The organism is Roseateles koreensis, from assembly GCF_028595305.1.
Classification (GTDB): domain Bacteria; phylum Pseudomonadota; class Gammaproteobacteria; order Burkholderiales; family Burkholderiaceae_C; genus Paucibacter_A; species Paucibacter_A koreensis.
In genome coordinates this window covers 144,558-166,660 of sequence record NZ_JAQQXS010000002.1, presented here as the reverse complement: position 1 = coordinate 166,660, position 22,103 = coordinate 144,558, and the positions used below count along the sequence as shown (strand labels likewise).

Annotated in this window: 18 protein-coding genes; 13 read left to right on the top strand and 5 right to left on the bottom strand. The window is 61.8% G+C overall.

What is annotated here, in order from left to right; all coding sequences use genetic code 11:
* Positions 1 to 212: 212 nt before the first annotated feature.
* Positions 213 to 461: a hypothetical protein gene (locus tag PRZ01_RS02535; RefSeq protein WP_273595185.1), complete on the bottom strand. Its 249-nt coding sequence runs from the start codon at positions 459 to 461 to the stop codon at positions 213 to 215.
* Positions 462 to 710: 249 nt separating this feature from the next.
* On the opposite strand from PRZ01_RS02535, the gene PRZ01_RS02530 reads away from it, so the two are divergent.
* From PRZ01_RS02530 to argJ, 5 genes are all read left to right on the top strand, one after another.
* Positions 711 to 1,712 (top strand): RluA family pseudouridine synthase, encoded by a 1,002-nt coding sequence (locus tag PRZ01_RS02530; protein WP_273595184.1) that lies wholly within the window; start codon positions 711 to 713, stop codon positions 1,710 to 1,712.
* Between the two features lie 50 nt (positions 1,713 to 1,762).
* On the top strand, positions 1,763 to 2,422 hold the full coding sequence (locus PRZ01_RS02525; RefSeq protein WP_273595183.1) for an HAD family hydrolase: 660 nt from the start codon (positions 1,763 to 1,765) through the stop codon (positions 2,420 to 2,422).
* Complete coding sequence (locus PRZ01_RS02520) at positions 2,415 to 2,810, top strand: Rieske (2Fe-2S) protein (RefSeq protein WP_273595182.1); 396 nt, start codon at positions 2,415 to 2,417, stop codon at positions 2,808 to 2,810. The genes PRZ01_RS02525 and PRZ01_RS02520 overlap by 8 nt, the downstream gene beginning before the upstream one ends.
* Positions 2,811 to 2,828: 18 nt before the next feature.
* Positions 2,829 to 3,875: a S49 family peptidase gene (locus tag PRZ01_RS02515; RefSeq protein WP_273595181.1), complete on the top strand. Its 1,047-nt coding sequence runs from the start codon at positions 2,829 to 2,831 to the stop codon at positions 3,873 to 3,875.
* A 134-nt stretch (positions 3,876 to 4,009) separates the two neighbouring features.
* On the top strand, positions 4,010 to 5,239 hold the full coding sequence (gene argJ / locus PRZ01_RS02510; RefSeq protein ID WP_273595180.1) for a bifunctional glutamate N-acetyltransferase/amino-acid acetyltransferase ArgJ: 1,230 nt from the start codon (positions 4,010 to 4,012) through the stop codon (positions 5,237 to 5,239).
* A 64-nt stretch (positions 5,240 to 5,303) separates the two neighbouring features.
* Here argJ and PRZ01_RS02505 read toward each other — a convergent pair whose 3' ends face one another.
* On the bottom strand, positions 5,304 to 6,917 hold the full coding sequence (locus tag PRZ01_RS02505; protein ID WP_273595179.1) for a hypothetical protein: 1,614 nt from the start codon (positions 6,915 to 6,917) through the stop codon (positions 5,304 to 5,306).
* A 494-nt stretch (positions 6,918 to 7,411) separates the two neighbouring features.
* On the opposite strand from PRZ01_RS02505, the gene PRZ01_RS02500 reads away from it, so the two are divergent.
* Positions 7,412 to 8,455, top strand: coding sequence for a response regulator (locus PRZ01_RS02500; RefSeq protein WP_273595178.1), 1,044 nt, complete (start codon positions 7,412 to 7,414; stop codon positions 8,453 to 8,455).
* A 60-nt stretch (positions 8,456 to 8,515) separates the two neighbouring features.
* Here the strand turns inward: PRZ01_RS02500 and PRZ01_RS02495 are convergent, their stop codons facing one another.
* Positions 8,516 to 9,001 (bottom strand): GNAT family N-acetyltransferase, encoded by a 486-nt coding sequence (locus PRZ01_RS02495; RefSeq protein WP_273595177.1) that lies wholly within the window; start codon positions 8,999 to 9,001, stop codon positions 8,516 to 8,518.
* Positions 9,002 to 9,135: 134 nt separating this feature from the next.
* On the opposite strand from PRZ01_RS02495, the gene PRZ01_RS02490 reads away from it, so the two are divergent.
* From PRZ01_RS02490 to PRZ01_RS02480, 3 genes are all read left to right on the top strand, one after another.
* Positions 9,136 to 9,816: a histidine phosphatase family protein gene (locus tag PRZ01_RS02490; protein ID WP_273595176.1), complete on the top strand. Its 681-nt coding sequence runs from the start codon at positions 9,136 to 9,138 to the stop codon at positions 9,814 to 9,816.
* A gap of 127 nt (positions 9,817 to 9,943) precedes the next feature.
* Entirely contained in the window at positions 9,944 to 11,950 is a 2,007-nt protein-coding gene (locus PRZ01_RS02485; RefSeq protein ID WP_273595175.1) for a S9 family peptidase, read from the top strand.
* A gap of 44 nt (positions 11,951 to 11,994) precedes the next feature.
* A complete protein-coding gene (locus tag PRZ01_RS02480) occupies positions 11,995 to 12,189 on the top strand; it encodes a hypothetical protein (RefSeq protein WP_276597945.1) in 195 nt (64 codons plus the stop codon).
* An 11-nt stretch (positions 12,190 to 12,200) separates the two neighbouring features.
* On the opposite strand, the gene PRZ01_RS02475 is transcribed toward PRZ01_RS02480, so the two are convergent.
* Together PRZ01_RS02475 and PRZ01_RS02470 are read right to left on the bottom strand one after the other, a co-directional pair.
* Positions 12,201 to 14,516 carry a TonB-dependent receptor plug domain-containing protein gene (locus PRZ01_RS02475; RefSeq protein WP_273595174.1) on the bottom strand — a complete coding sequence of 772 codons (2,316 nt, stop codon included), beginning with the start codon at positions 14,514 to 14,516 and terminating at the stop codon, positions 12,201 to 12,203.
* A 397-nt stretch (positions 14,517 to 14,913) separates the two neighbouring features.
* Positions 14,914 to 16,551: a S8 family serine peptidase gene (locus tag PRZ01_RS02470; protein ID WP_273595173.1), complete on the bottom strand. Its 1,638-nt coding sequence runs from the start codon at positions 16,549 to 16,551 to the stop codon at positions 14,914 to 14,916.
* 209 nt (positions 16,552 to 16,760) lie between these two features.
* Here PRZ01_RS02470 and epsA point away from each other — a divergent pair, with 209 nt between their 5' ends.
* From epsA to PRZ01_RS02450, 4 genes are all read left to right on the top strand, one after another.
* Entirely contained in the window at positions 16,761 to 17,705 is a 945-nt protein-coding gene (gene epsA / locus PRZ01_RS02465; RefSeq protein WP_273595172.1) for an XrtB/PEP-CTERM-associated transcriptional regulator EpsA, read from the top strand.
* A 328-nt stretch (positions 17,706 to 18,033) separates the two neighbouring features.
* The gene (locus PRZ01_RS02460; RefSeq protein WP_273595171.1) at positions 18,034 to 18,891 is read left to right on the top strand and encodes a PEP-CTERM sorting domain-containing protein; all 858 of its coding nucleotides are present in this window, start codon (positions 18,034 to 18,036) and stop codon (positions 18,889 to 18,891) included.
* A gap of 125 nt (positions 18,892 to 19,016) precedes the next feature.
* Positions 19,017 to 20,570: a hypothetical protein gene (locus PRZ01_RS02455; RefSeq protein WP_273595170.1), complete on the top strand. Its 1,554-nt coding sequence runs from the start codon at positions 19,017 to 19,019 to the stop codon at positions 20,568 to 20,570.
* Between the two features lie 127 nt (positions 20,571 to 20,697).
* Positions 20,698 to 21,867 carry a PEP-CTERM sorting domain-containing protein gene (locus tag PRZ01_RS02450; RefSeq protein WP_273595169.1) on the top strand — a complete coding sequence of 390 codons (1,170 nt, stop codon included), beginning with the start codon at positions 20,698 to 20,700 and terminating at the stop codon, positions 21,865 to 21,867.
* The last annotated feature ends 236 nt before the right edge of the window (positions 21,868 to 22,103 follow it).

Here is a 22,103-nt window from a genome sequence, read left to right as displayed (position 1 = left end):
GTGCGGCTCAGCAGGTGGCGCAGATGCCTGTTCCCATGAACGCGCTGCACGGGTCAAACCCCGTTGCTGCAGCGCGGCCCGGCCACGGCCAAGCACAGCAGCCTCGCCGGCGTCTGGCCGGGGCTGCGCACAAGGGCGGTGGGGGGTGATGAGGGGAGTGAAGGGAATCATCTGCGGGGAGGACTGCTGGACGCTGGCACAAGACGGTCCGATCATGGATCGACCAGCCTCATGCCTTTGAATACCTTGTCTGTACCCGGCAGCATCATCTTCAGTCGGATGCTGCCCGGCGTGGTTCGTTCTACATTGCTCTGCCACGCAACACCGGAAGCCGCCTTGTCACTTGGGGACAAGGCCCTCTGCCGATTGATGCGCGTTGCATCACCTATTTTCACCGGGGCAAAATTCTTTGTCCCGGTGTACCACTTGCTCGCCGCTTGTACAGCCCCTTCGCCGGGCATGCCCCGCGCCGGGTAAAATTAAAAAAATCAAATACTTACGGCGGTTACGTGGTGAGCAACATTATAAGGGCGAAAGCCAGCGCGCCTGCCGCCGAAAAAACCCGCAGAAAAAGCACTTCCGGCGGGGCTGCGGTGCGCACCCATGACAAAGGGCGCGGTGAGCGCTCGCCAACTTCACGGGCAGGCGCTGCGGCGGCGCCCAGGGCGCAACGGGCGAATCCCCAGCCTGTGGCTCGGGCACAGGCAAGCGTGCCCGTGTCGCCCAAACCACCTGCCTCCCCCACTCCCGCTGTGGCGCCGGCCGTTCGCCGCGTCATCGTGGACGAAGGCTCGGCGGGGCAGCGCCTGGATAATTTTTTGCTCCGCGAACTCAAAGGCGTGCCCAAAACGCATGTGTACCGCGTCATCCGTGCCGGGGAAGTGCGGGTCAACAAGGGGCGTGCCCATGCCGATACCCGGCTGGAGTTGGGGGATGAAGTGCGCATTCCGCCGGTGCGCCTGCCGGAGCGGGTCGAAGCGGCCGCGCGGGAGTTTGTGCCGGCGCGCGAGTTTCCGGTGCTGTTCGAAGATGATCATCTGATCGCCATCAACAAACCTGCCGGCGTGGCCGTTCACGGTGGGTCAGGGGTGAGCTTTGGTGTGATCGAGCAACTTCGCCAGGCCCGGCCCGAGGCCAAGTTTTTGGAGTTGGTGCACCGACTGGACAAAGAAACCTCTGGGCTGCTGCTGATCGCCAAAAAGCGCAGCGCCCTGGTGGCCCTGCAGGAACAGTTTCGTGAACGCGAGACGGGCAAGACCTACGCCGCCCTGGTCTGGGGGGACTGGGCCGAGAACAAAAAAGTGATCGACGTGGCCCTGCTGAAATTCACCGGCAGCGACGGTGAGCGCTGGGTGAGGGCGGTTGAAAACTCTCACGATCCGCAGGCCGACCAGGCCAAGCGGTCTATCAGCTTGGTCAAGGTGCTCAAGCGCTTGAAGGGCGCCAGCCTGCTGGACGTAACTATCAAGACCGGCCGCACGCATCAGATTCGCGTCCACCTGGCCCATGCTGGGCATTCGATTGTGGGCGATCCCAAATATGGTGACTTTGAAGCCAACCGTGCCATGGCGCGCGGGGCCCACCGTTTCGAGCGTATGTTTTTGCACGCCAAGCGCCTACGCTTTGTCCATCCTTCCACCGAGCTTGAATTGGAGCTGCAAGCGCCCTTGCCGCCTGAATGTGAAAAACTTCTGCAAGATTTGAGTCCTTGAACTTTTGAGCCTTTGACTTGCTGTTTTCTGACCCTCGCCTTGGTTTTCGCATGCGCCCACAACAATTTGACTTGATCGCCTTCGATTGGGACGGCACCCTGTTTGACTCCACCGCCTTGATCACCCGTTGCATTCAGGCGGCGGCGGTCGATCTGGGCTTGCCCCGGCCCAGCGACGAGGCGGCCAGCTACGTCATCGGCATGGGTTTGCAAGAGGCCCTGGCGCACGCGGTGCCCGGCTTGGCGCGTGAGCGCTATCCCGAGCTGGGCTTGCGCTACCGCCACCACTACTTTGCCGCGCAGCACGAAATCACGCTGTTTCACGGCACGCTGGAGATGCTGGCTGCCTTGAAGGCGCGACACCATTGGCTGGCCGTGGCCACGGGCAAGAGCCGGCGCGGCCTGGACGAGGTCTTGCATACGGTGGAACTCAAAGGCATGTTCGACGGCACTCGCACTGCGGATGAAACCGCCGGCAAGCCCGATCCCACCATGTTGAACGAGTTAATGCGCGAGTTTGGCGCCGAGCCCGAGCGCACCCTGATGATCGGCGACACCACCCACGACCTGCAGATGGCTTTGAATGCCGGTGCTGCCAGCGTGGGGGTCAGCTATGGCGCGCACGACCCTGAAACCTTCGCCGGATTGCGGCCCTTGCACATTGCCCATTCCGTTCCTGACCTGCACGATTGGTTGATCCGCAATGCCTGAGTCAACGCACCCCGCCCAACCCGCAGCGCAGTGGGTCTGCACCAGCGAAGCCTTGGAAGAACGGGGCCGTGCGGTCGCCTTCGATGTGCTTCAGTACCGTGAACCGGCCCGCGCCTTTGCCCTGAGATTTGACGGTCAGGTGGTGGCGTATCTGAATCGTTGCGCCCATGTGCCTACCGAGATGGATTGGCAAGAAGGCGAGTTTCTAGACCGTGACAAGCGCTACATCATGTGCTCCATCCACGGCGCGGTGTACGACCCCTTGACGGGGCGCTGTGTGACCGGCATGTGCGGTCGCATGGGTCTGACCAAGCTTGAGGTGCAAGAGCGCGAAGGCAAGGTCTATTGGTATCCTTCCCGCGATACCCGTCCAGTTTTTGAAGATTGATTGAAAAAGAGTATGGCCATGAATTCAAACGATGATCTGCCCCCGCCCATGCAAGACCCCTCGGTCGAGCCCGGCGTTGTGGCCTCTGCGGCGGTGTCGGCCGCGCCTGCTCAATCCGCGAAGATCGAAGACCCCCGGCTTTCCGGCTTCGAGCCGCTGCTGGCCGAGTTCGCCAAAGAGTACTTGCGGGATCGCCGCAGCGAACGTCGCTGGAAGCTGTTCATGCGCCTGTTCTGGTTGGCGCTGTTGGTGTTTTTCGGCTGGGCCGTCTTTTCGCAGCAGCATCACCACACCGCATCAACCAGCAGCCCGCACACGGCCCTGGTCGAATTGCAGGGTGAAATTGCGGCGGACACTGAAGCCAGCGCCGAGCAACTGCTGTCCGGCCTGCGCGCAGCCTTTGAAGACCAGGGTTCACAAGCGGTGGTCTTGCGCATCAACTCGCCCGGCGGCAGCCCCGTGCAGGCGGGCATCGTCTATGACGAAATCAAGCGCCTGAAAGCCAAGCACGGCAAGAAACTCTACGTCGTGGTGGACGAAATGTGCGCCTCGGGCGCCTACTACATTGCGGCTGGCGCGGACGAAATCTTTGTGGACAAGGCCTCGGTGGTGGGCTCCATCGGCGTGCTGATGGACGGCTTTGGTTTCACCGGCTTGATGAACAAGCTGGGGGTCGAGCGGCGACTGATGACGGCGGGCGAAAACAAGGGCATGTTGGATCCCTTCAAGGTGGTTTCGCCCAAACAGCAGGCGTTTGCCCAGGCCATGCTGGATCAGATTCACCAGCAATTCATCGCGGTCGTTCGGGAGGGCCGGGGAGATCGCCTGAAGGAAACCCCGGAAATGTTCTCGGGCCTGTTCTGGAATGGCGAGCAAGCCGTCAAGCTCGGGCTGGCCGATCACTTTGGCACGCTCGATTTTGTGGCCCGTGAAGTGGTCAAGGCCGAAGAGGTGGTCGACTACACCCCTCACGACAATGTGGCCGAACGACTGGCCAAGCGTTTCGGCGCCTCGCTGGGCGAGGCCGCAGTCAAGTCGGTGCAACGCTGGCCGGGCCTGCGCTGATCGACCCGTCAAGCCGTAAGGCTGACGCGTTAAACACCGGCACAGACCCCGCGTGCCCAGCCGCCGCGTGCGGCAGAAGCAGGCCTCGGGAACCTACAATCCGCCATCTCTTTGAAGCCCCCTCACACACCACCATGCCCGTCAATCTTGTCGCCCCTGATCCAGCTGCCCTGCACCCCGTTCGTGGTGTGCGACTGGGCATTACCATGGCGGGTGTCCGCAAGGCCAACCGACGCGACCTGAGCGTGATTGCGCTGGACGCGGGCTCCAGCGTGGCGGGTGTCTTCACCCAAAACCGTTTTTGCGCAGCACCGGTGCAGGTTTGCCGGGAACATCTGGCGGGGGGGGCGGAGATTCGCGCCATCCTGGTCAACACCGGCAACGCCAATGCGGGCACAGGTGAAGACGGCTTGGCGCGTGCGCGCCAAAGCTGTGTAGCCTTGGGGGATTTGCTGGGTGTGAGCGCACAGCAGGTCTTGCCTTTCTCTACCGGTGTGATCATGGAGACCCTGCCGGTGGACCGCATCATCGCGGGCCTGCCTTCGGCCATCGCGGCCCTGCGCGGCGATGCCTGGGGCGAGGCCGCCGAGGGCATCATGACCACCGACACCTTGCCCAAGGCTGCGTCCATCCAAGTGCAGATTGGCGGCCAAACGGTCACGCTCACCGGGATCAGCAAGGGGGCCGGCATGATCCGCCCGAACATGGCCACCATGCTGGGCTATGTAGCGACCGACGCCCACGTGAACCCGGCGCTGCTGCAAGCCCTGGTGACCGAAGCGGCTGACGCTTCATTCAACCGCATCACCATCGACGGCGACACCTCCACCAACGACTCTTTCGTGTTGATCGCAACGCACCAGGCCGGCCATGCCCGCATCGAATCGCTGGACAGCGAGGAGGGGCGCATTCTGCGTGCCGCCTTGATCCAGGTCTCGCAGCAACTGGCCCAAGCCATCGTGCGCGACGGCGAGGGGGCCACCAAATTCATCACCGTGACCATCGAAGGTGGCCGTGATGAGGCTGAGTGCAAATTGGCGGCCTATGCCATCGCCCATTCACCGCTGGTGAAGACGGCCTTCTTCGCCAGCGACCCGAATCTGGGGCGCATTCTGGCGGCCGTGGGCTATGCCGGCATCGCCGATCTGGATCAAACTCTGATCGACCTGTACCTGGATGATGTCCATGTGGTGCGCGCGGGCGGCCGCCACCCCGACTACCGAGAGGAAGACGGCCAGCGCGTGATGAAGCAGTCTGAAATCACCGTGCGGGTCAAGCTGAACCGGGGCACTGCCGTGGCCACGGTCTGGACTTGCGACCTGAGCCACGAGTACGTCACGATCAACGCCGACTACCGCTCGTGAACACCCACTGAATCGGCGCGCCCACCCCTGCAAGGAGGGTTGAACGGCGCGTTCAGGGGCAGGCTCAGAAATCCACCGCCTTGGTCTTCAGGCCGCGGGCCACCAGCGTGGCGTTGATCAACTGTGCTTCTTGCCGATTGTCAAAGGGCCACACCGCGGGCCGCCAACCGTCCGGGGTTTGAACCACGCTGGTATGCAGCGCGCCCGGATGCAGCGGCGCGATCAGGCCCAGCAGACGGGTGGCGGCGGCTTGCGCATCGACTTGGCTGCTCACGACGGGGCCGACCAAGGCGACCACGGTCTTGGCCTCTTGCTTGGCATCGGGCTTCAAGACGGAATGGATGGTGCGGTCTTCCGCCTTGCCGAGCGGGCCGAGTTTTTCAACGAGCGCCGCCGCAGGGGGTTCCTCGCCATGTTTGGCGGAGGCGGAGGTTTTACCGTCTACAGGGCGGGCTTCCTGTGGCTTGCCCGTTGAGGTGCCAGCGTCTTTTTCAGCTGTTTTTCCTGCCGCTGATTTTTCATCCGGCTTGTCTGTCTTTTCGGTTTTGCCCGTTTTCAGCGCCTTGCTGCCAGCCTCTGCTTCATCTGCTTTGGGGCTTGAAAATGGCATGCGCTTGGGAATGGGCGTGACCAACTGCGGGCGAATGTCGGGCGGCGGTGCGCTGGCGGGTGTCGCAGCGGCCGATGCACCGGATTCAGCGCCAGACGCCGCACTGGATGCAGCACCGGACGCCATCGCCCCGGGCGTGAGGCTTGCCGTTGGCGATCCCGAGGCGGCAGGCTCAACCGCGTCGGCTCCTGTTTGTGAGGCCGCCGAAGCTGGCTCCGCCTCAGTCACCCGCCCGGATGCGGCGTTGGAAGATGCGCTAGCAACGTCTGATCCGGAGGCTGCAGAAGCCGCCGCCGTCGGTGCAGATGCCGGCGTTTCAGCCGTCTTGCCGAGTGACAGCCGCAGCGCCAAGCCCATCGCCAGCAAGCCCACCAACACCAGGGTTGCCAAGCCCAGGCGCAGTGGGCTCCAGCAACGCGGGCCGATAATTTTGGGCTGACGCCCCATGCCGATCAAGACCCGCGTGCGGGAGGTGCCGGCGTCGATGGCGGCGGTGAGCAGATAGATTTCATAGGGCCAGGCACCGCTATGCTTGCCCAGCAACTTTTCATCAATAGGCACAACGCGCTGGGGCCAACTGGCATCGCCCGGCGGGTTCAAGAAACCCTGGCGCTGCGCGAAATCGGCGACACGGCGCACGCTGATCGAGATGAAACGTTCACTGTAGGCGGGCCAACTGCCTGAGCTAGATTTTCCAGATTTTCTCGGCTGGCCTCTGCGCCAGAACGCCGCTGAGGCCAAGACACTCAGGCGCTGTTGCCAAGTCAGCTTGGCGAGTGCACGTGCCGGCGGTTCCTCCTGATCGGCCAGGGCATCCAGGTGCTCCGCTGTGGTGTTTGCGGCGTGTGCGTCCAGCGTGCTCTCACCCAGCGCAACCGCGCCCATCGCGGGCATGCCGTGCCCGTTGTCCAACATCGGCTCGACAGGCGCGCCGCCGCCATGGCTGCCGCCGCTGCGTAAAAAAGGCAGGGCGACGACCCCCATGGTGTGGACGTCGTAAATCGTGATTTTCTTTGCCAGTGGATGGCTGTTGTGCCATGCCACCACATGCTCGACCAATCGGTCCATACTTGTTATTTCAGGTTGGCGCAGGCGCTGCGAGGCCCCTGTCCGTCAAAAAGTCAATGTGTTCGGCGGCCGATTAGAACGCAATGCTGCATCCCGCCCGTCTCGCCGCCCATGTCTTGCCGATTGACAGACCCGTTTCAATGCATCGGCCGAACACCGTCGTTCGACCTCGTTCAATGAAGTATCGGCCAGCTGGGGGCACAACTTTGGCCTGAAGTCTCGATTCAATTGCGAAAAAAGCAGGTGAATTGCCCGCCGGGCCATGTCCTTGGCGCGTGTTGACGTCCAAAACGGGCGCGCGCTCGTGGTGCTTCGCAAAAACTCCTAGGGAGCTGCGAGGTCCGTAGTACCCCAATATGGTGCAAAAGCACCGTCATGGGGTGTGAAGGCGGTCCGGCACGTGCATGAAAGATGGCACGCCCTTTGCTGTAGAAGGCTTGTCTCTCGCCTTGCTCCCTTCTTTTCGTCAATTTGCGACGCCACCGAGTGTTCTTATGAGTTCATCCTTGCCCATCAAACCTATTGCCGCCAACGCAGGGTCGGCGACACGGGTCTGGTTGATGGTCAAAGCGCCTGAGCCAAGTTTGGTGCATGTGCTGCAAGATGTGCTGGAAGAGTCGGGTTACGCCGTCAGCCTGCACGGCTTCACGCTCAAGGACTTGGCCGAGGCCTCCGTTCCTGATGCGGTCTTGCTGGAATTGCGTGAGGCTGACGATATTGCATCGCTGTGCGAATTTGCAGCGCAACTCAAAATGCAGCCCGGTTGGGGCGAGGTGCCCTTGTTTTTGCTGGGCACCTACAGCGAGCCAGTTCAGACCGAAATGGCTTTGGCCGCAGGCGTAACGTTGTGTCTGGACCGTCCGGTGCGGCCGCGTGATTTGTTGAATTGCCTGGCCTCACTGGTCAGCAAGCGACCCAGCAAGCCGCTCTCGGGTGTGCCCGCCCTGGGCATGCTGGACCACGACAGCATGGTGGTCCAAGAGCAAACCGGGCGCTGCATCTGGCACACCACCCGGGTGCGCGGCTTGATGGCGGACTACTTCAGCGGCGGGCATTTCGAGCGGGGATTTCTACCGCCCGAATTGACGCTGTGGATGCACCGCGAAACGCTGCGCCGCAGCGCCGGCGGTGAAAGCAAAGGCTTGACCGTCCTGCCACAAGCGCAAGCCGGCGCCCGTGCGTTGCGCTCCTCATCGACAGGGGCGGGCGGCAAACGGCTCAGCTTTGACTTGCACGCCGTAGACCCTGATTTTGTCGGCGAGGGGCACTGCCTCATCGTCATGCGCGAGGCCGACGACTGGGCCATGCGCCAGGGGCTGGCGCGGGCCTTGACGCTGAATGCCGCCGAGGCGCAATGGCTGGTGTGGCTGCTGCTGGGGAAAAGCCAGCAAAACATGGCCGCACTGCAAGGGTGCAGCGCGAGCGAGTGGCATCAACTGCTGCAAGGGCTGCAGCAAAAACTGGGCGTCACGTCGCTCGACGCTGCACTGACCCTGGCCCGTAGCCAATTGCAAGCTTTGGGCATGCCATTGGTTTGAGCGGGGCCAGTCTTTTGGGGGAACAGGGCGATTCAGCGCTTCTAAACCACGTCGCCGGCCTCAAGCTGCGGGATGTCTTGCGAGATGCTGCCCCACGTCGGTGGGCCGCGCCATCTCAAACCGCAGTTCCGCCTCCTCGGCGTCATGGGTCTTGCCCATGCTTTGCCAACCGGCGCGGCGGTAGAAGGCTTCGGCGCGGGTGCCGGGGGTGGTGGTGAGCCAGACTTTGTTGAGGCCCTGCGCCCACATCCACGCCAACATTGTGTCGTGCAGGCGCCGGCCGTGGCCCTGGCCGGCATGCTCGGGGTCGACGAACAAAGCCCAGATGTTGCCGTTGCGGGCATTGGCAATCGCAAAGCCCATGAGGGTCGGGGCCTGGGCTGAAGCGGGTTCGCCAGGCTTTTCAATCACCCAGCCGCGCCCGGTCACTTCAATCTGTTCGTGCAGTTCGATGTCGGGGATGCGGCCAAACGGCAAGGTGTTTTCGCGCACGGCATAGCGCACGCGCCATAGCTCAGCGGTGTCGCCCCGTGTGGCTTCACGCAAGAGGGGCAGGGACGATGGGGGAGCAAGGGTTTGAGACTGAGGCTGCATGCCGCATTCTGGATGGATTTGGCGCCAAAGTGCAGGGGGTCCCGGCGGAGACAGCAGGGCAAGGACGATACGGCGATGATGGCGGCATGGGAACCATCTACCTTGTGCGCCATGGGCAGGCTTCTTTGGGGGCTGACGATTACGACCAACTCAGCCAATTGGGGCGCCAGCAGTGCGAGTTGCTGGGGCGCTATTGGCGGGCGCGGGGCCTGCGTTTTGATGCGGTGCTGACCGGCACGCTGAAGCGCCACACTCAGTCGCTCGCCGGCATTGCTGAAGGCTTGGGTGAGGCCTTGCCTGCTGAAGCCTGGCCGGGCTTGAACGAGTACGACAGCGAGGCCTTGATTCAGGCGATTCATCCCGGTGTGCTGGATCGCCCCACAACGGCCGAGGGTGCGCGCCAGCACTTTCGCTTGTTGCGGGACGGGCTGAAGGCCTGGATGGAAGGCCGCACTGCGCCTACGGGCATGCCCAGTCACGTCGACTTCACGGCTGGTGTGATGGGCGCGCTGGCGCATGTGCAGCAGATGGCGGCGGACCGCCCGGAGGCGAAGATTCTGCTGGTGTCCAGCGGCGGGCCGATCTCGACGGCGGTTGCGCAGGTACTTGGTGTACCCGGCGAGGGTGCGATCGAGTTGAACCTGCGCCTGCGCAACTGCGCGGTGACCGAGTTTGCGCTCTCGCCCAGGCGCATGGCGCTGTTGAGCTTCAACAGCGTGGCGCATCTGGATGAACCTGGGCTACAGGCCTTGCAAAGCTACGCTTGAGATTGTCCGCACGTTCATCCGCTTCAATCCACGTTTCGTCGCCTGAGGGCTTGTCAAGGCGCGCACGCCTTTTATAGTCGCGCTCAGCTGAGGGCGGCCTTGGCATTGACGAGAAAAGCGACGCACCATGACCATGACCTCGACCCACTTCTCCCAGAGGCTGCTGCCCCGCTTGCTGATCGTTGCGGGGGTGTTTGCGGCAGGGGCGTCGGGTTCTGCTCAGGCGGCCGATACGCCATCGCCAGCGGGGTCAGTGGCGACTCAGGCAGCCCGACCCAGCCTGCAGTCTGCCCACGTCAAGCGTTATGCCATCGAGCAGTTCATGGCTACCACCTCGATCATGGGGGCCTCGTTCAGTGCGGACGAAAAGCGCATTTTGTTCAGCAGCAATGCCAGCGGCATTTTCAATGTCTACAGCCAAGACATCGCGGGCGGCGCCCCCCAGGCGCTGACCCATTCCACCACCGACAGCCACTACGCGGTCAGCTATTTTCCCAAGGATGACCGGGTGCTGTTCACCCGCGACAAAGGCGGTGATGAGCAAAACCACCTGCTGGTGCGCCAGCTCGACGGCAGCGAGCAAGACCTGACCCCAGGTGAAAAACTCAAGGCAGGCTTTGAAGGGTGGACGCCCGATGGCAGCGCGTTCTATGTCAGCAGCAATGAGCGAGATCCCAAATTCTTTGACCTCTACCGCTTTGATGCCAACACCTACGCGCGCACGCTGATCTACAAAAACGAGTCGGGCTACGACCTGTCGGGTATCAGCCCAGATGGCCGCTGGATCGCCCTGGACAAAGTCAACACCACTGCAGACTCCGATGTGTATTTGTGGGACACCCAGACGCAGCAGCTGAAGCACCTCACGCCGCATCAGGGCGTGGCCAGCCATCGCGCGGCCAGCTTTACGCCCGACTCCACCGGTTTGATCCTGCAAAGCAATGCTGACGCTGAATTTGATCGGCTGCTGCAGTACGACTTGGCCAGCGGCAAGCTCCAGGAGCTGGAAAAGGCCGATTGGGACATCGCCTTTACCTTTTTCTCGTTGGATGGCCGCTACCGGGTCAGCGGCATCAACGCCGACGCCAGCACGCAGATTCGCCTGACGGAGCGGGTGAACGGGCGCGAGCGTCCGCTGGCGCTGCCGCAACTGCCGGGGGGTGAAATTCGAGGGGTGAAGTTCTCCCGGAGTGCCGCCAAAATGGCCTTCTACTTGAACGGTGACCGCTCGCCCAACAACTTGTTCGTCTACGACATGGCGACCCGCAAGGTGTCGCAGCTGACGCACAGCCTGTCGAAAGACATCGATCCGGCCGATCTGGTGGACGCCCGCGTTGTGCGCTTCAAATCGTTCGACGGCATGGTGATTCCTTCGGTGTACTACCAGCCCAGGGAGGCGTCTGCGGCGCACAAGGTGCCCGCTGTGTTGTTGGTGCACGGCGGCCCGGGCGGGCAGACCACGCGTGGCTATTCGGCGCTGGCGCAGTACCTGGCGAATCATGGTTATGCGGTGCTGGGCATCAATAACCGGGGCAGTTCGGGCTATGGAAAAAGCTTTTTCACGGCTGACGACGGCAAGCACGGGCGTGAGCCTCTGTGGGACTGTGTGGAGGCCAAAACTTACCTGGCAAGCTTGGGCGTGATCGACCCCGAGCGTATTGGCATCATGGGCGGCTCCTACGGCGGCTACATGACGCTGGCAGCACTGGCGTTCAGGCCCGAGGCGTTCAAGGTGGGCGTCGATATCTTCGGAGTTAGCAACTGGCTGCGCACCCTGGAGAGCATTCCGCCGTACTGGGAGTCGTATCGGCTGGCGCTGTACCAGGAGATTGGCGATCCGGTGAAAGACCGCGAGCATCTGATCGCTACCTCGCCCCTGTTCCATGCCAAGGAAATTCGGCGTCCGCTGATGGTGATCCAAGGCGCCAACGACCCACGTGTGATCAAGCCGGAGAGCGACGAAATTGTCGAGGCCGTGAAGAAGAACGGCGTGCCCGTGGAATACCTTGTGTTTGATGATGAGGGCCATGGTTTTTCCAAGAAGAAAAACCAGATCGAGGCGAACCGGCGCATTCTGGAATTTCTGGACCACTACCTGCGCCCAGGTGTTGGCGCCGAGCCTGCTGCCCGCTGATCACTGAGCACTGAGCACTGAACGTCAAGCCCTGTGAGGAAATCATGAAACTGCTTCTATGGCTGTTGCTGTTTGTGCTTTGCTGGCCACTCGCACTGGCCGCATTGGTTTTGTGGCCGATTTTCTGGCTGCTGTCGCTGCCATTCCGTTTGATCGGCATCAGTGTTGAAGCGGTCTTTGCCTTGTTGCGCGCAGTGCTGTTTCTGCCGGCGCGTCTGCTGGGCTACAAGGGCGCCTAAACCTTCGGGGCTTAAACCTTCATCTCCAGGCGCAGCTGCCACAGCGTGTAGCTGCGCCCGCCGCTGTTGGTGGTGATGACCTGATCGCCCGTGTTGATGATGTTGCCGTTGGCGTAGCTCAGTGGGTCCAGATTGGTGGCGGACAGGCGCAGCTGGGTGTTGAGCTGGAGGCTCCACAACGCAAAGGCATCCAGCACCACCTTGCGCGAGTTGTGCACCTCCGTCAGCAGGCTTTGCTGCACCGTGACAGCGGGCGTCCAGTTGAGCCCGGCACCCAGTGACAGCGGGAGCGAGCGCAGCTTGTAGTCCGCGCCGAGATTTGCGGTGCCGCGGGGCTGCTGATCCAGTCGGTTATTGGGGCCGGGTATCCCGTCCACCTGCGAGCGGAACAGGCTCAGGTTGCTGCGCACCGAAACCGGCCAAGCCCCGTCGAAGAATTCATCCAGCCTGAACTTGGCCTCCAACTCCAAACCCATGGTGCTGGCGTTGCCGATGTTTTGCGGCTGCGACACCCAGCGTGGTACGGCGGCATAACTCACAGTCTGCAGGGTGGTGAGAGTGCGCATCAGGTCGCTGATGCGCCGATAAAACACGTTGGCGCTGAGCACCCCGCCCTTGGAGAGGTAGCTCTCATAGGCAACGTCAAGACCGGTGGCCAATTCAGGTTTCAGATTGGGATTGCCACTGCGGTCAGGGTAGTTGGCGGCATTGGCGCCGCAGGCCTGGGTGTCGGGGCAAGGGTATTGGGCATTGATCGTGGGTTGTGCGATCAAGTCTTGCAGACTGGGGCTGCGGTAGCTGCGGGTGAGGCTGGCGCGAATTTGGTCGCGCGTGGGCTTGCCCTTGTCGTCCAAAAATTTCCAAACGGCGTGAAGCAGCGGTGTCCAGACGGCGGACTGGTTGCTCACCGAGAAATTGCGCGCCGTGCTGCGCGTGGCAATGCGCTCGCCCCGTATGCCGGCGTAGAAGGCCCATTGCTGGCCCACGCTCCATTCATCTTGTCCATACAGGGCAACGCGCTGCGTGGCGGCTGAAAGATCGTCGCCAAATTCAAGCGCGTTGCGGCAGGCGAGGCCGTTTTGCAGGCATGCGCGGTCTTGCGTGCGCGTGGTGCCTTCACCTTCCAGCCCGGCGACCAAGCTGTGCTCGTTGGCCAGTTGCTGAGAATATTTGCCGTTCAGGCTCCACGAGCGGTCTGTGCTGACCGTGGTGTCGTCTTGCGTGCGGGTGAGCGCCGCTTTGTAGAACTCTTGCCGCAGGCTGTGGCTCTCTGTGCGTGCCTGCCCCAGGCCGCCTCGCAACTCCAGCTTGCTGTCATCGTTGATGCGGTGCTGCCACTGGCTGTTCAGGCGCAACAGATTGAAGGTGTTGTCGCCGGCTATCTGTGCGTGATCAAAGTCCCCTGGCGAGGCTAACGAGTGGAACTGGTCAAAGACGTTGCTGCTTTTCCCTTTGGCGGCGACCATAAAAGGTTGCAGGCTCAAGGCATCGCCGTCCGGCAACTTCCACTGCAGACGCAGGCTCATATTGAGGCTGCGGCGCTCGTCTTCGCTCTGGCCTTGGGTGGCCAAGAGGCTGTCTCCGCTGCCGTCGAGGTTGTGGGTCAAGGCCGTGGTGTTTACGGCATCGCGATGGTTCACCTGTTGGGCATTGAGACTCAGGTTGTAGGCACCACCCTGGTCGTCGAGCTTGTCATTGCGGGTCCAGCCCACGCTGGGGGTGAGTATGTCGCGCTCCGCACCGAGGCCCAGGCGCACATCATTGATGCGCTTTTGCAGGGCTTCGCGCAGCACGATGTTGATGGTGCCGGCCACGGCGCGTGCGCCATATTCGGCCGAGGGTGCGCGCAGAATTTCGATGCGCTCCACCTGGTCGGGCGGCAATTGGTCCAGCGCGAAGCCCGGTGGCATACGCTCACCGTTGACCAAAATTTGGGTGTAGCCATTGCCCATGCCGCGCATGCGGATTTCACCGCCGCGGCCGGGCCGCCCGCCCGTGCTGACACCGGGCAAGCGTTTGAGCACTTCGCCGAGCGAGCTGTCGCCAAAGCGCTCAATCTCATCGCGGCCGATGACGATCTTGGCCGCCGTGGCATTGCGGCGCAAGTCTTCATCGCTGGCGCGAACGCTGACGTCAACACGATCAAGCTGAGCAGTGGCTTTGGGCTTGGGGTTGGCGACAGGCCGCTGGGTCGCGCTCGCCGCTGAATCGGGCGGATTGTCCGTCTGAGCTGGTGCATTCTGGGCCCACGCCGGCAGCAGCGTGGGCAGCAGCAATACCAGGCCCAGCCTCAAGCCGGTTGGGGCGGCGCGTGCTGAAACGGACAAGATGGGACGCGAAGTAGACAAGCGCAAAGTAGACGGGCGCAAAGACTTGGGGGCAGACATCACAACAGAGCAGCGGCGACTCGAATGGGGCGAAGCATCGCATGCTTTGACCGCATCTCGCTGCTGCATACACCGCGTCGCAGGGACTTCAATTTTCTTTACGCGAGCCTGGCCCTTGTGCTTGCTAGAACATTGGGCAAGTACAAAGCAAAAGGGCCACAACCCAACGGCTGCAGCCCATTTGACATCCGGACACCTGTGAAGGAGACGGATTCTCGGCGCTGGTGACGGGTTCCAGAATTCTGCCCAATCTGCAGTCGGTTTGTCGCCTCGAATGCTTTGCAGTATGCCCGCGTTTTATGACTGCTTCTTGACGGGAAGCGGTGAATCCTCCCTCTTATTGCGTTGAATCAAAGTCCTCATCACGGCGGCGCAACAAGGCGGCAGCGGCTGCAACACCCAACACCCACAAGGGGGCTGCGGCGCCGCCACCGTGGCCGGAGGCGGGGGCCGGGGTGGGCGCGGGCGTGGGTGCAGGCGTAGGGGCCGGTGTTGGCGCGGGTGTGGGGGCGGTACCTTGCTGCAAGCCGCATTGGTCGAGCGCCGCGCTACTCAAGCTTACCGGGGTGCGCGTGGGTGCCACGTAGCTGGTGGGGACTTGTGCATAACGCAAAGCTTCTTCGGCGTCGAGCACGCCGGTGCCGCAGGTGTCGGTGGTGCAACCGCAGCGGCTGGTGTTGCTGCTACTGCAGGTGCCCAGCGCCGCAGCGGCTACGTGGGGGCGGGCCGTTATCTTCAGTCCGGCTTCAACCTGGGCGAGTGTCAAGGCCGGGTTGGCCGCCCACATCAACGACGCGACGCCCGCCACCTGTGGTGCAGCGAAGCTGGTGCCCGAGGCAGCAGCGTAGTCTTCACCCGTGGGTGAGGGCGTGCTGCCGGGGCCGTTGGTTGAAAAAATGCCGTCGTCTGGAATGCCGCTGATGTCGTCGCAGGTGTGGCTGTTGGCTGCATCGCCGCCGGTGGCGGCCAGCGCCACCTGGGCGCCCATATTCGCGTACAGCGCCTTGAAGCCCTGGCGGTTGACCGCCGTGACCCCCAGCACGCCGGCGCAGTTGGCGGGGCGGCCCACGGCGCCGCGCGAGTTGCCGGCTGCAGCAACCACCAGCACATTGTTGGCGCGCAGGTCGGCAATGGCGGCCTGATACAGCTTGGCTGCCGCGGCGACATCGGCATTGCTGTCGTTGGCGTCGCACGAGGCCGCGCTGGAGAAACCAATCACCACAATTTTCGCCGGGTGGGTGTTGGTGGGTACGCCGCTGACGGGCATACCCGCCGCCCAGCGCATGCCGTCCACCATGTCTTGCACGGAGGCGCCGCATTTGCCAGCCACCCGAACCGGGAGGATCTGGGCATGCCAATTGATGCCGGCCACACCTTTACCGTTGTTGCTGACCGCGCCGAGTTGTCCGGCCACGAGGGTGCCGTGCCAACTGTTGGAGGTTTGTACCGGGCAGCCGTCCCACAGCGTCGGGTTGGCGTCTTTTTCAGCCTGAGTGAGGGCGTCGCCGGTGTCGGTGGGGTCATTGTTGCGGCCCATGCCGCCGTTGTTGGCGTACTCGGGTGTGCTGATGAAGTTGTAGCCCGGCAGCACCAGGTTGGCACGCAAGTCCGGATGGTCGCGCACGCCGGAGTCCAGCACCGCAATGACCGGCGCGGCCCCTGAAACGGGACTGCCCGTGCTCAAATCCCACGCCTTGGGGTAGTTGGCCAACCCGGCATTGGCGCTGCTGTCCAGCGCGCCCAGCCACCATTGTTTGTTGGTGTACAGGCTGTCGTTGGGCGTTGCCGCCTGCAGCCCGTTCAGCGGTTGCAGGGTGAAGCACAAGGTCAACACGGCGCAGGCAACAGGGCTGCGGCGGCGTGGAAATTGAAGGGTGGAGATCATGCGGGGCAGGCTAACCACCGCTGGTGAAGGCTGCGTGACAACCGCGCCAAAAAGCACATGTCGGACACAGGCGTAGTCCGAATGGCTCATTTGATTTTCACTTCTTCAAACACCAGTCACATCCGACACATATCCTGCGCACCGAGACGAGGCATGGGTTTGGTGCTGTTGCGGCAGACCGTATGTTTAACGAGTTATCAACTGTGACCTGATCGCCCGGCGGGAGTCGATGCGGTCTGTCGTTCCCAATCCATCGGGTGCGGAACCCACGAATGCGCAATAAAAGAGGTCAAACCTTTATGCATGCTTTGCCTGACCAGGAGGAACCGCTGGGCTTGAGGTGCACCGCTGTGCAGGGCCCCGTCGTCAAGCCCATCGAGGACGTGATTGTGCAAGCTTTGGGCGCGGCTGCGGCATTGCCACGCATCGTCCCTGGGCCTATCAATGCGGACCAGGTGGACGCCATGGTGCGCGCCGTCGAGGCGTCGCTGGAGGTGCGCAGGCGTTATCAGTTCTTTGTATGGAGCCAAAGCAATCTGCAGGCCCTGCTGCCGCATCAACTGGCAATCTGTGGTGCCTATGCCCGGCAACGGCGTGAGTTGGAGTTTGAGGCCTTCAACAGCGTGTCGGTGCCGCCCGACTTGTTGGTGAGTTTGACGGATGGCCGCAGCGCCTTGATGCAGCAACTGCAGGGCCGCTGGATTGACGCACGCTGCAAACCTTGCGCCGTGAGCGTGGAGAGCCTGCAAGGCCAGGCCTTGCAGGCGACGCGTGTAGACCTGCTAGCGGCCGGCTTTGTCGAGTTGCTGGTTCACGGGGTGTCGCGCCCGCAGCGCCCTACCGAAATCGAGAGCTTCTTCATTCTCTCCAGCCATGACCGCGTTGCCACCCAGCCGCAGCGCCTGATGATGGAATTGCTGATGCCTTATCTGCACGGGACCTGGCTGCGCGTGCAATCTGTCGAACGTGACATCAACGAATCACCCCGGCCCATGGGCGCGCGCCTGCCTCAGGGCAGTGCGGTCACTGAGCGCGAGCGAGAAATTCTCTCCTGGCTACGCGAGGGCATGAGCAATCAGCAAATCGGCGAGCAACTGGGCATCAGCGCCTTGACGGTGAAGAACCATGTGCAGAAGATTTTGCGAAAACTCGGTGCCGCCAACCGCGCCCAAGCCGTGGCGCGGGCAATGTCCATGAATCTGTTGGGGCGATTCAACGCCGAGAGTGGTCGGGAAGGGCGCTGAGGCCCTGATCCAGCGTCGTCCGAACTGGCGTACCCCTTCATCTGCGGGGCGGCAGCTAACACCTGATCCAAACGGACTAGTTGGTGCTTTGTTTCTGGTGTGTTTTTTAACCTTGCTCTGACATTATTTGATGGTTGGTGCCAAGCGCACAAAGCTCTTTTCCCTTGCAGGCCTTGCTGGCCTGCCCCGCCCGAAAGCGGCCGCCGCAACGTTTGAAATTTCAGACGCTCGCCAGTGGTTGCTCCTTAGGCGGCGCCGATCTTCATGGGGCCTGTTCGGGCCACGGTCGGCACCTGTCCTTTCGAGTTCAATCCACTGGAGTTTTCAAATGAGCATCAAGAAAATCGCTGCTGCTGCAGCTTTGCTGGCCCTGGGCGTGAGCCCGGCTTTCGCGACGATCACCGGTGACGGTACCACTCCCTCTACCGGTGCGGGCAAGCCTGGTGAAATGTTCCTGACGGTGTACGACGCCGTTGCCAAGGTGTCTTACACCAAGGACCTGGGTGACCAGTTTCCCGACCAGGCTTCTTTCCTGGCCGTGGCCACCACGGCTGGCTATAGCACGACCTGGGACTTCGCGGGCGATGCCAACTGGAAGACCTATTTGGCCAATGCCAATCTGGCCACCTCTTCTTGGTTGGTGATGGGCTGGCAGTCCACCACGTTTGGCACCACGGTGCCGGGCCACACCAATATGGTGGTGACGGTTAAAAATGGCGACGAGAGCAAGTTGGGCGTACAAGGTCAGAGCCTAGTGACGGCCTCTTTCTTTGCCTTCAAGGGCCAAGTCGCTAATTTCTACAATGCGGTCAATGCTACGGGCACGCATGCTACGCAGGCCAATGGCTCCAGCTACAACACCGTGTTGGACGGCAAGGCGCTGGCCGGTGAGGACTTCACGGGCGCTGTGCTGACCCCCACTTTCAACGGCAATGCGCAAATCCATGACGTCAACGTGATCGGCGCTACCGCCAACGTCACGGTGCAGACCAACAACACGCAAGCCGCCACTGACCCGACCAAGTTCACCATGCTGGGCTCGTTCACGCTGAACGCTTCCACCACCGGTAATGCCACGCTGGTCTACAACGCACCTGCCGCTGCCGTGCCTGAGCCAAGCTCTTACGCCTTGCTGCTGGCTGGCCTGATGGGTGTCGGCTTCGTGGTGCGTCGCCGCCAAGCCTGATCGCTCAGCACTTGGCCTGAAGTGGGTGCCTTGCCACCCACTTCAATGTGCCCTGATTTCTATTTTTTTGTCGAGTGCCCGGCGCGTGCCGGGCACGGGTCCGACTCGTCCAAAGGTTGAATTTCATGAAAATCCGCTCCATCGCTCTTGCCGCCGCCGCCCTTGTCGGTGCATCTTCCGCTTTTGCGGCTCCTGCCGTTAACGTCAACAGCAGCAGCACGGTCAAGATCTATCTGGCTGGCTCTTCCGCCCTGCGCCTGGCTGTGGCCGGCATCGTCGGCAATGACGTGTGCGGTGGCGCTTCCGCTGCTTCCGTCACGCTGTACAACATTGCTGCCGACTTGACCACCATCAGCGGCAACGACTGGGCCATCACCTGCAACGCGGCTTCGGGCAACACCCTGGGCCTCACCGCCGGCACGCCGGTCGCGTTTTTCAAGACTGACGCTGGTGGCTCCGCCCAAGGCGTGTTCCCGATTGCCGCCAACACCGCCATCCCCTTTGTCAATGTGGCTGACGTGAGCAAGTGCACCATGGTCACGGCTGACCATGTGTACACCGGCTGCCCGGTGACTGATTCCAAAGTGCCTAACTTCGGTATTTCCGACTTGGAGCCCGGCATGTTCAAGGGCATCAACGTGCCCAACGACCAAGGCCTGGGTGCACCGACTTATAGCGCCAATGGCCTTAGCGCCGGCGACATCAGCGCTTTGTCCATCACACCTGTGGTGCAAACAGTCTTCGGCGTGGTGGTCAATGACAATTTGTATGCCGACATGTTCGACTACCAAGGCTTGTCGGCCAAGAAGGACGCTTCGGGCGTCGCTTGCACAACCACTTCGACGGACGAGACTTGCATTCCGTCTATCGGCCAAGCTGTGGCCCGCACCGTGTTCACAGGCGCGCCCAGCTGGAACTTGTTGGTGAAGAGCACTGCGGCCAAGGTGGGCACCCAGTTCAACATCTGCCGCCGCGTGCAGGGTTCGGGCACTCAGACCGCCGCCAACTTGCAATTTGGTGCCTATGGCTGCAGCAACAATTCGCTGACCTCGTTGGACGTCAATGCCTCCACGTCAGCTGCGCCTGACTTCATGTCGGCATGGACTGGCAAGACTGTGAATGGAAATCTGACCCCGATCAACTACGCCCGCGCCAATATGGGTGGCACCTCGGCCGACGGCATCACCTTTGCCGACGGCACGATGCCCACAGGCGGCGTGTTTGTGTTTGAAGGCCCCGGCACTGGCGACGTGGTGAGCTGCATCAACAGCGCACAAAAGGCAGGCGGCTACGCCATCGGCCACGTGTCCAAGGAAAATATCCGCAAGTCCACCGACTCGTGGAAGCACATCCGTGTTGAAGGCGCTTACCCCACCAGCACCAACGCCAAGGGTGGCAACTACGACTACGTGGTGGAGTCCACCATGCAGTACGGCACAAGCGCTTTGGCAACCCTGGGCGCCACGCAACAACTGTTCGTGAAGAACTTTGTCAAGGCCATGGGCAAGCCTGCCACCTTGAACTACCTGTCGGCGGGTTCGCAGCAAGGCGTGTTGACCCTGTCCAACAGCTATACCGATGCTGACCCGACCTTGAGCGCCGATGCCAACGTCGTCAAGTTTGGTTCGCGGGTTACTCGCCTGGGTAACAGTTGCAACCCCTTGACACGCGCCAACTGATCGTGCGGAAGCACTGAATCCCAGCTCTCATGCAAGGCACTTTGCAGTGCATGACGGTTGGGTTGGGCAGGAAATGCGGGCAGAAGGGGCAGAACCCTTCTGCCCTTGAACTATTTTGGAGAATGTGATGATCAAGAAGCGAGCTCAATCCCCTGGTGGCGCGGCGTGGGCATTGTTCGACTTTCTTTTTTGTGCACGAAAGGGCCTCGGGCAAATCGGCTTTCTGAGCTTGAGCGTTGCGGCGGGCGGCTCTGCTCTGGCGGCAATTTCGCCAGGCGTGGGCACCAATTCGACCAATCTGTACAACTCCAACGGCGAGTTGGCGTTGTCGGTGTTCGATGCGACGGCCCAGGTGTCTTACACCCTGGACCTGGGCTTGGACATCAATCATTTTTTCGTGGCCGCGCAGCAGGAAATTGGGGTGCACCAATACATTCCGATCAGCGATGCGGCTTGGACCGACTTTTTGACCAACCACAATGTGGATGCCAGCAATTTGCGGTGGATGGTGTTTGGCATGAAGCAAACCGGCTCCACCGGGAGTACCGGTGGTGTGCCCGGTGATGGCAAATTTTTTGGCGTGGGCCCGCGCCTGTTCACGACCATTCAACAAGGTGATGAAGGCAACGTGGCCAGCTTGAAAAATAGCTTGCTGGGTAATGCGCTCAATCAGGCGGGAAATTTCTATACCCAGGTGAATGTGACGGGAACCCAAGGGAGCGGCGTTGCCGACTACACCGTCAATGGCAGCAGCGTCAATGCCCTGTCTGATTCGACAGTCAATGCCTATGACGGCACGGGCGGTAAGTCCATGACCCCGACCCTGAACGGCAACGCGCCGTTTGACATCAGCAACAAGGTGGGTGTTTCCTCCTGGTTCTACTACCTTTCGTCGTCCGGCGGCAGCAATGCGAACAACACCATCGTGACCGACAAAATGGACAACCTCAGCGCCAACGGCTACTGGGGTTTTACCAAGGTGCCGAGCGATGCCAACTCGATTTACGCGGGGCAGTATTTGCTGAGCTACACGCTGAATTCTTCATTGCCGGTGGCGACCTCTGCGGCAGGAATGCAGCGCCTGAGCTTCACCGATTTTGCGGCGGGCTTCAGCACAAGTTTTTATGTACCGGCGGTGGCGGAGTTTGCGAATTACAAGCCCTCGTCGCTGGTGGTGGGCACGCTGTTGGCCAGTTCGCTCGCAGCCACTGTCACGGCGGTGCCTGAGCCATCAAGCTGGGCCTTGATGGGGCTGGGCTTGGCGGCTATGGGATGGCGGGTGCGTCGCCGCGCTTGAGCCGGTTTTGAGCCGGGTTTGCGTGCGCACCTTGTTGCGCAATGCAGAAAAACAGGGGCTGGTGAGGCGACTCGCTGCCCCTTTTTGTTGCGGCGTCATGTCAACGTTTACATGACCGTTCATCGACCCCTTGGCTTGTGGGGTCTGAGCCGAACGGACCATGCCTGTTCATCGGCGATTCATCGCGCCGGCCCATACTTTTTCCATCATGAAATATCTCGCGGCGTCTCTGCCGG

Coding starts and splice junctions, on each gene's coding strand:
- PRZ01_RS02460 (WP_273595171.1), top strand. CDS start 18,034: ATGAGCATCAAGAAAATCGCTGCTGCTGCAGCTTTGCTGGCCCTGGGC.
- PRZ01_RS02480 (WP_276597945.1), top strand. CDS start 11,995: ATGAAACTGCTTCTATGGCTGTTGCTGTTTGTGCTTTGCTGGCCACTC.
- PRZ01_RS02455 (WP_273595170.1), top strand. CDS start 19,017: ATGAAAATCCGCTCCATCGCTCTTGCCGCCGCCGCCCTTGTCGGTGCA.
- PRZ01_RS02485 (WP_273595175.1), top strand. CDS start 9,944: ATGACCATGACCTCGACCCACTTCTCCCAGAGGCTGCTGCCCCGCTTG.
- PRZ01_RS02515 (WP_273595181.1), top strand. CDS start 2,829: ATGAATTCAAACGATGATCTGCCCCCGCCCATGCAAGACCCCTCGGTC.
- PRZ01_RS02525 (WP_273595183.1), top strand. CDS start 1,763: ATGCGCCCACAACAATTTGACTTGATCGCCTTCGATTGGGACGGCACC.
- PRZ01_RS02520 (WP_273595182.1), top strand. CDS start 2,415: ATGCCTGAGTCAACGCACCCCGCCCAACCCGCAGCGCAGTGGGTCTGC.
- argJ (WP_273595180.1), top strand. CDS start 4,010: ATGCCCGTCAATCTTGTCGCCCCTGATCCAGCTGCCCTGCACCCCGTT.
- PRZ01_RS02505 (WP_273595179.1), bottom strand. CDS start 6,917: ATGGACCGATTGGTCGAGCATGTGGTGGCATGGCACAACAGCCATCCA.
- PRZ01_RS02535 (WP_273595185.1), bottom strand. CDS start 461: ATGCCCGGCGAAGGGGCTGTACAAGCGGCGAGCAAGTGGTACACCGGG.
- PRZ01_RS02450 (WP_273595169.1), top strand. CDS start 20,698: ATGATCAAGAAGCGAGCTCAATCCCCTGGTGGCGCGGCGTGGGCATTG.
- PRZ01_RS02500 (WP_273595178.1), top strand. CDS start 7,412: ATGAGTTCATCCTTGCCCATCAAACCTATTGCCGCCAACGCAGGGTCG.
- epsA (WP_273595172.1), top strand. CDS start 16,761: ATGCATGCTTTGCCTGACCAGGAGGAACCGCTGGGCTTGAGGTGCACC.
- PRZ01_RS02490 (WP_273595176.1), top strand. CDS start 9,136: ATGGGAACCATCTACCTTGTGCGCCATGGGCAGGCTTCTTTGGGGGCT.
- PRZ01_RS02470 (WP_273595173.1), bottom strand. CDS start 16,551: ATGAGCCATTCGGACTACGCCTGTGTCCGACATGTGCTTTTTGGCGCG.